Source organism: Nocardioides sp., from assembly GCF_029937575.1.
Classification (GTDB): domain Bacteria; phylum Actinomycetota; class Actinomycetes; order Propionibacteriales; family Nocardioidaceae; genus Nocardioides.
This window is the reverse complement of the sequence record NZ_JAPYPS010000015.1, coordinates 64,576-73,176: the sequence shown is the minus strand read 5'-3', so window position 1 is coordinate 73,176 and position 8,601 is coordinate 64,576. Positions and strand designations below refer to the sequence as shown.

Sequence of the window (8,601 nt, the reverse complement as noted above, 5' to 3'; positions counted from 1 at the left end):
GGGGGTCACCGACGACGATCGCGGTGGATCGGGTCAGCTGGGCTGATCCGATCCACCGCGTTGTCGTGTGCCCCCTGCGAGGTCGTGCGACGCCTGGCCGGGCGCCGTACGTCCCTGGATCAGCCGACGGGGACCTCCTCGCGGGCCTCGTCGTCGGCGTCGCGGGGCCGGGCCAGGTGCGGGCGCTCGAGCTTCTCGCCCTCCACGTCGACGTCCGGCAGGATCCGGTCGAGCCAGGCCGGGAGGTACCACGCCTTCTCGCCCATCAGGTACATCAGGCCGGGGATCAGCACCATCCGCACGACGAAGGCGTCGACGAGGACGGCCACCGCGAGGGCGAAGCCGAAGGACTTGATGACCGGGTCGGGCTCGAGGATGAACGCCGCGAAGACGAACGTCATGATGACCGCCGCCGCGGCGACCACGCGGGCCGAGTTGCGGAACCCGTCGACGACGGCGTCGGCGGTGCTCTCGCCGTGGACGTGCGCCTCGCGGATCCGGGTGACCAGGAAGACCTGGTAGTCCATCGCGAGCCCGAAGACCACGCCGATCACGAAGATCGGCACGAAGCTGACGATCGGCTGACCCTCGAAGATCCCGAGCGCTCCTTGCTGGAACACGGCCACGGTCGCGCCCAGGGTGGCGAGCACCGTGAGCAGGAAGCCGAAGGTGGCGGTGAGCGGCACCAGGATCGAGCGGAAGACGATCATCAGGAGCAGGAAGGCCAGGCCCACGACGACGGCCAGGTAGAGCGGCAGGGCGCCGGTCAGCCGGTCGGAGACGTCGGTGGTGATCGCGGTCAGACCGGTGATCCCGATGTCGGTCCCGGTGGCCGACTCGATGCCGTCCTCCCCGTCACGCAACTGCTGGAGCAGGTCCTTGGTGGCCGGGTCGTCCGGGCCGGACTCGGGCAGCAGCAACAGCTGGGTGCCCTCGACCGGTCCCTCCGGCGCGGAGGCGGGGTCCTGGAGAGCGGCGGTGTCGATGACGGCCGAGACGCCGTCCTGCTCCTCGGCCCAGGCCACGACGTCGGCGAAGGCGCCGTCGCGCTGACCCTGAGCGACGTCTCGTCCGTCCACGACGATCTGGAACGGCGCCTCGCGACCCGGACCGAACGCGTCGGCGAGCAGGTCGCTGGCCTGGCGCTGGGTGGTGTCGGGGGAGGCGGTGCTGTCGGTCGGGAAGGCCAGGTAGAGGTCCTTGAGCGGGATCGCCAGAGCGCCCAGGCCGATGACGACGAGCAGGACCGCGGCGAGCGGGCGACGGCCGATCAGGCGGGCCCACCGGACACCGTTGTTGAGGATCTTGTTGTCGGCCTCGCGCTTCGGGCGGTACTTGCGCACCTGGCCCCCGAAGGCCTTGGACTTCATCAGCCCGAGGATGGCCGGCAGCAGGGTCAGCGCGACGAGCACTGCCAGGAGCACGGTGACGGCGGCGGCGAGACCCATGATCGTCAGGAACGGGATCCGTACGACGGAGAGCGCCGAGAGCGCGATCAGCACGGTGAGGCCGGCGAAGACGACGGCGGAGCCCGCCGTGCCGACGGCGCGACCGACGGCCTCGGCGCGGTCGTCGGTGTGGTCGAGCTCGCCCCGGTAGCGAGCGAGGATGAACAGGGAGTAGTCGATGCCGACCGCGAGCCCGATCATCGTGGCCAGCAGGGGCGCCGACGAGGACAGGTCGAAGAAGGCGGACATGCCCGTGACGCCTGCGAGGCCGAGGCCCACGCCCCAGATGGCGGCGACGATGGGCAGACCGGCGGCGACGAGCGAGCCGAAGGTCAGCACCAGCACGAGCAGGGCCAGGCCGATACCGATCAGCTCGGCCGTCCCTCCGGGGCCGGAGAAGTCGCCCATGCCCTGGCCGTTGGCGGCCACGGTCAGGCCGGACTCGGCAGCGGTGTCCATGGCGGCCAGGACGGCGTCCTGGGTCTCGGGCGTGACGTCGGTGATGGTGTCGACGTCGAAGCTGAACGTGATCACGCCGACCCGGCCGCTGGGCGAGACGGGGGCGAAGGCGGCGGCGCCGACGGCGGGGTCGGTGTCGGCGGGCGGTGCGTTGGCTCCCCGGCCACCCCCGTTGGCGTTGCCGTTGCCGCCGCTGGCGTCGCGGGCCTCGAGGGCGTTGACCGGGTTGATCGCGGCCTGACCGTCGGTGCTGGTGAGCTCCTCGGGGATCTCGGGACCGGCGGCGATGTCGGAGACGAGCTGGGTGATCGCGTCGGCGTACGGCGCCTGGTCGATCCGCTCGCCCTCGGGCGCGGCCACGACGACGTTGACCGTCGCCTGGTCGAAGGCGTCCTTGCTGCCGGGGAACAGTTCGGCCTGCAGGTCGGCGGCCTCCTCGGACGGGATGCCGGGGATGGAGAAGCTGTCGGTGGTGGGCTTGGAGAACGCCGCGGCGAAGCCACCGACGGCGATCATCAGCACCAGCCAGCCGGCGATGAAGAAGGGCCATCGGCGGTAGGCGTGCTTGCCGAGGCGATAGAGCAGGGTGGCCATGGAGGTCTCCTGAGTAGATGGGGCTCGAGCCATGGGGACTCGGTGTGGGCGGTCGGACTCGGTCGGGGTCAGGCCCCGAGAAGCGAACGGGCGGTGCGCAGGCTCTCGTCGAAGTGGAAGATGATCGGGCGCTCCTCGGGGTCGACGAGGTACTCGTCGAGGGCGGAGTCGAACAGGGCGGCCAGGACGCTCACCGCGACCCGGGCCCGCAGCGCCGCGAACGTCGGGCCTTCACGGGTGGCGATGTGGCTGACCACCTGGGCGCTGATCTCGCTGTAGCACTCGTGCGCCCGGGCGATGAGCCGCGGGTTGGCGAGCATGATCCGGCGACCCCGAGCAAGGGTCTCGCGCTCCATCATCTCGGTGCGCAGCAGCGGGACGACCAGGGCGCGGAGGTCCTGGACGAGGTCGTGGTGCGGCCCCCCGGCGACGAAGACGGCGACGGCGTCGGCGTCCAGGACCGGGAAGAGGCCGAGGACTGCGTCGACCTTGCCGGGGAAGTAGTTGAACAGGGTGCGTCGGGAGACCTCGGCTGCCTCGGCGAGGTCGTCCATGGTGAAGCCGTCCAGACCCTGCTCGTCGGTGAGCTTCTGGGCGCAGAGCGTGATCCGGTCGGTGGTCTCCGACCTGCGCCGCGTTGCACTCTTGATCACGTAGTGCAGTTTGCACTCTCATAGGGGTGAGTGCAAAGCCAGGCGGGTGTGATCTGTCCCTCAGCGGGCGCCCCGAAGGCGCCGGCCGTCGTGATGGGGGATGCGGGAGTGTCAGGCGGTGAAGGTCGCCGAGCCCTCGGCGGGGCGCACGAGGTCGCTGCCGCCGTAGACGACGTACGCCGTGTGCTCGCCGGAGGCGACCTCGACGTCAGCCACGGCCCGGCCGGCGGCGACCGCGACCTCGTGGGTCAGCTCACCGACGCGGATGCTCGCCGTACCTCCGGGCTCGGCGACCCCTGCGGCGGCCACCTCGACCGTGATGCGAGCCGTGCGCTCGAGGACCTCGACCGCGATGGTCAGGACCGGGGTCGCGGTCACCGGTGCCTCGAGGTCGAGACGACGGGTGGTGCCGGTGTAGCCCTCGGCGCTGAGCGTGACGACGACCGACAGGATGTGGCCGACGTCGGCTCCGGTGACGAGTCGACGCCGACGCGTCGCCTTCTTGATGGGCGCGTCGTCGCGCAGCCACGCGTAGGTGACGGTCGCGTCGGCCGGTTCGTAGGCGCCGCCCGCGACACGGAGCCGCGCGCCCGGGGTCGGGTCGCCGGCGATCGAGGGCTCGCTGGTCACCTGCACCTCGCGCGCGGAAGCGGCGGCGATGAGGTCGGCGGCCTCCCGCCGCACGTCGTCGAGCCGGGCGTAGAGGTGGCGACCCGGACACGCGGTGTCGTTGGTGTCGCGGTGGCCGTCGATGACGGGCAGGGTCACCGTCCGGTTGCGGGGGAACTTGTCGCTGCCCTCGCTGCGCACCTTCATCGTGCCGAGCGGGTCGCGACCGTAGCGAGAGAGCTTCCAGGCCGCGAGCTGGGCGACGGCGCTGAGGGTGGCTGTGCCGGGCTTGACCTGCTCGAAGTTGCCGATCACCGAGATGCCGACCGAGGTGGCGTTGAACCCCAGGGTGTGGGCACCGCGCACGGCCTTGCCGGGGCCTCCGGCCCGGCCCTCCCAGATCCGACCGAACCGGTCGACCAGGAAGTTGTAGCCGATGTCGGACCAGCCCAGCGTGTGGGTGTGGTAGTAGTACATGCCCCTGATCAGGGCCGGCGTCTCGCTGCGGGAGTAGTCGTTGCCGGTCACCGTGTGGTGCACGTGCGCCAGCTCGATGGTGGCGTTGTAGCGGGCCTTGCCGCTGCGCCACCTCCGGTCGGCCCCCCAGCGCTTGCGGCGCCGGATCGCGGGCCTGGCGACGGTGCCGTCGGCCCGCCTGCGCGGGCTCGGTCCGGCGCCGCGGGCCGGCGGCGGCGGCGGCTCGGCGTCTCCGGGCAGTGACTCGGGGCTGATCAGCGAGAGCAGGATGCGTGCCGGGCGGTGGCCGGAGACGCGGACCTGGACTCCGTCGGCGGACCCCACCCAGAGGGGCTGGGTGGCTCGGCGCGGGCTCGCCTCGTGGTCAGGGTCCGGCCGGTCGTCGAGCAGGTCGACCCGGCGCCACGGCTGCCACGTGCCGGTCTGCCGCCAGCGCGCCTCGATCCGCGGGGTCGGGGCGTGGGCCGGCCAGGAGAGGCCGACGATCGCGAACGGGTCGGACCTGAGCCGCGCGCTGGTCCAGGGGCCGCCGGGCGTGTCGCGGACGGGGAGCAAGATCTCGGCGGCGCGGATGCCCGTGGCACCCGTGCGGGTCAGCGGGACGCGCGACCCCGCGGCGTACCGCCGGGGTGGGCGCGAGGCCCCGGATCGTGCGGTCCCCGGGGCGGCAGCGGTTGCCGCAGCGGACGCCGAGCCCGTGGTGGTGAGCCCGCCGGCGGCCGCGAGGGCGCCGACCGTGAGCAGGCCGCGGCGCTGGGCCGTGGGCGTGCCGAGGCGCCGAGGTTCCTCGTCGTTCCCGTCCACCTGGCCCCTCCCGTCACTCGCATCACGTGCCCCGGTCGAGTGTGCGCCCTCGCGAGGGACCGGGGGAGGGGATCGCCGAATCTGCTCTCGGCGCGGCCAGCGGTCGTCACCTGTCCACGTCGTAGCCTGAGCGAGTGTCATCACCCCCAGGTCCCGCCCTCGCTCCCGAGTCCTTGGCTGCACGACTGCTCGATGCCCAGGTCGCCCACCACCTCGATCAGCTGAGCGGCGACGACCTGGAGGAGACGGTGGGCTCGTTGGCCGACAGGCTCCTGCTCGCCGCGGGTCAGCACCAGCTCGCCGACCTGGTCGACGAGTCCGCTATCAGCGCCATCGTGGTGCGGGCGCTGGCCACCGTGCCCGGCAGCGCCGCGGTGGGAGGGTTCGTGGAGCTGGCCGTCACCACGGCCTACGACGGGCCGGCGGATGCGCGCCCGCTGGGGGAGCTCGTGGAGCGCGAGCAGGTCGAGGTGCTCGTCGATCGGGTGCTGGCGCTCAGCCCGGTGCTCGAGCGCGCCCTGGAGCGGCTCACCGACTCGCCGCTGGTCGGCACGATGGCCTCGCGCTTCATGGGCCGGATCGTCGGCGAGGTGGTGCAGGCCAACCAGGCCGTCGCGGACAAGGTGCCGGGCCTCGGCTCGCTGATGTCGCTGGGCACCAGCGCGGCGTCGAAGATGATGGGGGCCGCCGACAAGCAGCTGGAGGGTCTCCTCGGCGACACGGTCGGCAAGGGCGGGACGTTCGCCGTGCGACGGCTCAACAGGATCCTCGTCGAGACCGTGCGCGACCCGATGACGCGAGAGGCGCTGCTGCAGGTCTGGGACCTCGCCGCCGCCGAGCCCGCGGGAGGTCTGGACCGACGCATCACCCGCGAGGAGCTCGACGGGGTCGTCGACGCCGTCCACGACCTCGCGGTCACAGCGCTGGCGAGCGAGCAGGTCGCCCACCTGGGGGAGTCGGTCGTGGCCGGCTTCTTCGAGCGCTTCGGCGGCTACACGCCGACCGAGCTCCTCGACGAGCTCGATCTCGACCGGGACGACCTCGTCGCCGACCTGGTGAGGATCGCGCCCACCGCGGTCGCGGCGCTGCGCGAGTCCGGAGACCTGGAACGGATCCTCCGAGCCCGGCTCGAGCCCTTCTACACCTCGCCCGAGGCGACCGCACTCCTCGGTGGGGCCGTCAGCCGATGACGGCCGCGACCGACACCTTGCCCTCGCCGTCCTCGATGGCGGTGGCCAGCGCCTCGATCTCGTCGTCGGTGAGGCTGACGTCGGTCTCGCCCAGCGCCTCGCGCAGCTCCTTCTCGACGGTCCCCTCGGGAGCGCCGTCCTGGTAGGAGGTCATCCGGTCGACGACGGCCTGGACAGCTTCGGTGCGTTCGGTGCTCATGACTCCGTTCTACCGAGCCCGCGGTCGCCCCGGCCTCACCCCGATGACGGGGAAGGTCTCACGCCGGGCGTGCCAGGCTGGGAGGCATGACTGACTCCACCGCTCATCCGTCCGGACCCGTCGTCGTCACGGGGGCCAACGGCCTCGTGGGCTCGCGTGTCTGCCGCGTGCTCGCCGCACGCGGTCTCACCGTGCGCGCCGTCGTACGTCGTGCCGGCACGGCTCCGAGCGTGCCCGGTGTCCGCGAGTGGGTGGGCGAGTTCCACGACCCCGAGGTGGCCGCGGCCGTCACCGGCGGTGCCGGGGCCGTGGTGTCCACGGTGCACCCGATGGGCAGTGACCTCGACACGCAGCGGCGCATCGGTGTGGAGGGGACTCGCACCCTGGCGCTGGCCGCACGCGACGCCGGCGTCGGACGGTTCGTGCACGTCTCGACCGCAGCGGTCTACGACCGTTCGCCGGGCGTGGAGGCGGTGACCGAGGCCGGCGTGGTCGTCGACGAGGACGGCGGTGACTACCCCGTGACCAAGCGCGACACCGACGCGGCCGTCGCCGAGATCGACGGCCTGACGGCCGTCCTGCTGCGCCCGCCGGCGATCCTCGGTGCCGCGGAGTCCTCGGTGTGGAACGTGTTGCGTCCGGCCGCGTTCCGAGACGACGAGCAGGCGCGGCACGCTGTCGCGGACGGGACCTTCGCCTGGGTCCACGTGGACGACCTGACCTCGCTCGCCGCCGACCTGGCCGACGGCACCGTGGTCGCCTCCAGCGACCCGGAGCGAGGCCCGGTCGAGGGCCGAGCGACGCCGGTCAACGTGGCTGCAGGATCGGCCGGCGACCGGGCCACCCAGCGCGACTACTACGAGACGCTCGGCCGAGCACTCGACCTCGAGCCGGTCTGGGACGACGCGCCGGCCTGGACCGGCCACATCGCCGCGGACCGGGCACGGGCGTGGGGGTGGTCGCCGTCGGTCGACCTCCGGGCCGCCCTCGCCGAGATCGAGGACGGGCTCCGGGCCTGAGACACTTCACGGCGTGAGCGAGCGCAACGTCCTCGGCGGCGACCTGGAGCCCTGCGGCACCGACCCGATGACCGGCTTCTACCGCGACGGGTGCTGCACCATCCGGGGCCAGGAGCAGGTCAGCGACACCATCTGTGCGGTGATGACCGACGAGTTCCTGGCCCACCAGTCGGCGATCGGCAACGACCTGAGCACCCCCATGCCCGCCTACGGGTTCCCCGGACTCGTGCCGGGCGATCGCTGGTGCGTCACGGCCCACAACTGGGCCCGCGCACACCACGACGGCCTCGCCGCACCCGTCGTGCTGGCCTCGACCAACGCCAGCGTCCTGAGCCTGGTGCCGATCGAGGTGCTGCGCGAGCACGCCATCGACGTGCCCGACGACCTGAGCGGCCTGACCGACTGAGTCGTCCGCCGTGCCGGCCGCGGCACGGCCCCGGTGCGGCCCGGTGCCGTCGTGGTGCGGCGGGTCAGGTGAGTGCCGCGACGAGTCGTTCCCCGGTCTCGGACAGGTGGCGCCGCATCGCCGCCTCCGCGGCGGCGGCGTCTCCCGCGACGACGGCGTCCACGATCGGCGCGTGCTCGTCGTGGATCTCGCGCAGCGTGCGCCCGGTCGCGGTGGTCGGGGGACCGAGCAGGGCGGTCGTCGCGCGCAGGTCATCCACGATCGACGCGGCTCGGGCGTTGCCGGACGCGCGCAGCAGAGCGTCGTGCAGGGCCCGGTCGGCCGGCCAGAACGCGGCGGGGTCGTCCCGCTCGGCCGCGTCGCGCATGGTCTCGAGGTGCGTCGCGACGAGGTCGCGCTGGCCCGCCTCGGCGCGGGTGGCAGCACGGCGTACGGCTGGGGGCTCGAGGGCGAGGCGGATCTCGAAGATCTCCTCGACGTCGTGGGCGCTCGGCAGCACCACGCGGAAGCCGCGGTTGCGGGCGATCTCGACCAGCCCCGCCTCCGCCAGGCGTAGCAGCGCCTCGCGCACCGGGCTGCGGGAGACGTCGAGGATCTCGGCGAGCTGGTAGACGGAGTACGTCGTGCCCTCGGCCAGCTCCCCGGCCGCGATCCCGTCCCGGACGGCCACGGCGACCGCGTCGGCCAGCGATCCCCCCGCGGGGGAGGGCAGGACCAGGGACGGCATGAGTAACATGTTACTC

Annotated in this window: 8 protein-coding genes; 3 read left to right on the top strand and 5 right to left on the bottom strand. The window is 72.8% G+C overall.

Features of this window, described 5'->3' with window-relative positions; genetic code table 11:
* Positions 1-119: 119 nt before the first annotated feature.
* From Q1K33_RS07910 to Q1K33_RS07900, 3 genes are all read right to left on the bottom strand, one after another.
* On the bottom strand, positions 120-2,501 hold the full coding sequence (locus Q1K33_RS07910; protein WP_300402454.1) for an MMPL family transporter: 2,382 nt from the start codon (positions 2,499-2,501) through the stop codon (positions 120-122).
* 68 nt (positions 2,502-2,569) lie between these two features.
* Positions 2,570-3,154, bottom strand: coding sequence for a TetR family transcriptional regulator (locus tag Q1K33_RS07905; RefSeq protein WP_300402452.1), 585 nt, complete (start codon positions 3,152-3,154; stop codon positions 2,570-2,572).
* Positions 3,155-3,265: 111 nt separating this feature from the next.
* Entirely contained in the window at positions 3,266-5,044 is a 1,779-nt protein-coding gene (locus tag Q1K33_RS07900; RefSeq protein WP_300402450.1) for a peptidoglycan recognition protein, read from the bottom strand.
* 134 nt (positions 5,045-5,178) lie between these two features.
* Here Q1K33_RS07900 and Q1K33_RS07895 point away from each other — a divergent pair, with 134 nt between their 5' ends.
* A complete protein-coding gene (locus Q1K33_RS07895; protein WP_300402448.1) occupies positions 5,179-6,234 on the top strand; it encodes a hypothetical protein in 1,056 nt (351 codons plus the stop codon).
* Here the strand turns inward: Q1K33_RS07895 and Q1K33_RS07890 are convergent.
* Positions 6,224-6,433 (bottom strand): hypothetical protein, encoded by a 210-nt coding sequence (locus Q1K33_RS07890; protein ID WP_300402446.1) that lies wholly within the window; start codon positions 6,431-6,433, stop codon positions 6,224-6,226. The genes Q1K33_RS07895 and Q1K33_RS07890 overlap by 11 nt on opposite strands.
* An 86-nt stretch (positions 6,434-6,519) precedes the next feature.
* Here Q1K33_RS07890 and Q1K33_RS07885 point away from each other — a divergent pair, with 86 nt between their 5' ends.
* Together Q1K33_RS07885 and Q1K33_RS07880 are read left to right on the top strand one after the other, a co-directional pair.
* A complete protein-coding gene (locus tag Q1K33_RS07885; protein ID WP_300402444.1) occupies positions 6,520-7,452 on the top strand; it encodes an NAD(P)H-binding protein in 933 nt (310 codons plus the stop codon).
* 13 nt (positions 7,453-7,465) lie between these two features.
* A complete protein-coding gene (locus Q1K33_RS07880; RefSeq protein ID WP_300402443.1) occupies positions 7,466-7,858 on the top strand; it encodes a DUF2237 domain-containing protein in 393 nt (130 codons plus the stop codon).
* Positions 7,859-7,922: 64 nt separating this feature from the next.
* On the opposite strand, the gene Q1K33_RS07875 is transcribed toward Q1K33_RS07880, so the two are convergent.
* Entirely contained in the window at positions 7,923-8,585 is a 663-nt protein-coding gene (locus tag Q1K33_RS07875) for a GntR family transcriptional regulator (RefSeq protein ID WP_300402441.1), read from the bottom strand.
* Between the last annotated feature and the right edge of the window lie 16 nt (positions 8,586-8,601).

Bases quoted from the DNA above. Each gene is read 5' to 3' on its own strand.
- Q1K33_RS07875 (WP_300402441.1), bottom strand. From the start codon at position 8,585: ATGCCGTCCCTGGTCCTGCCCTCCCCCGCGGGGGGATCGCTGGCCGAC.
- Q1K33_RS07890 (WP_300402446.1), bottom strand. From the start codon at position 6,433: ATGAGCACCGAACGCACCGAAGCTGTCCAGGCCGTCGTCGACCGGATG.
- Q1K33_RS07910 (WP_300402454.1), bottom strand. From the start codon at position 2,501: ATGGCCACCCTGCTCTATCGCCTCGGCAAGCACGCCTACCGCCGATGG.
- Q1K33_RS07885 (WP_300402444.1), top strand. From the start codon at position 6,520: ATGACTGACTCCACCGCTCATCCGTCCGGACCCGTCGTCGTCACGGGG.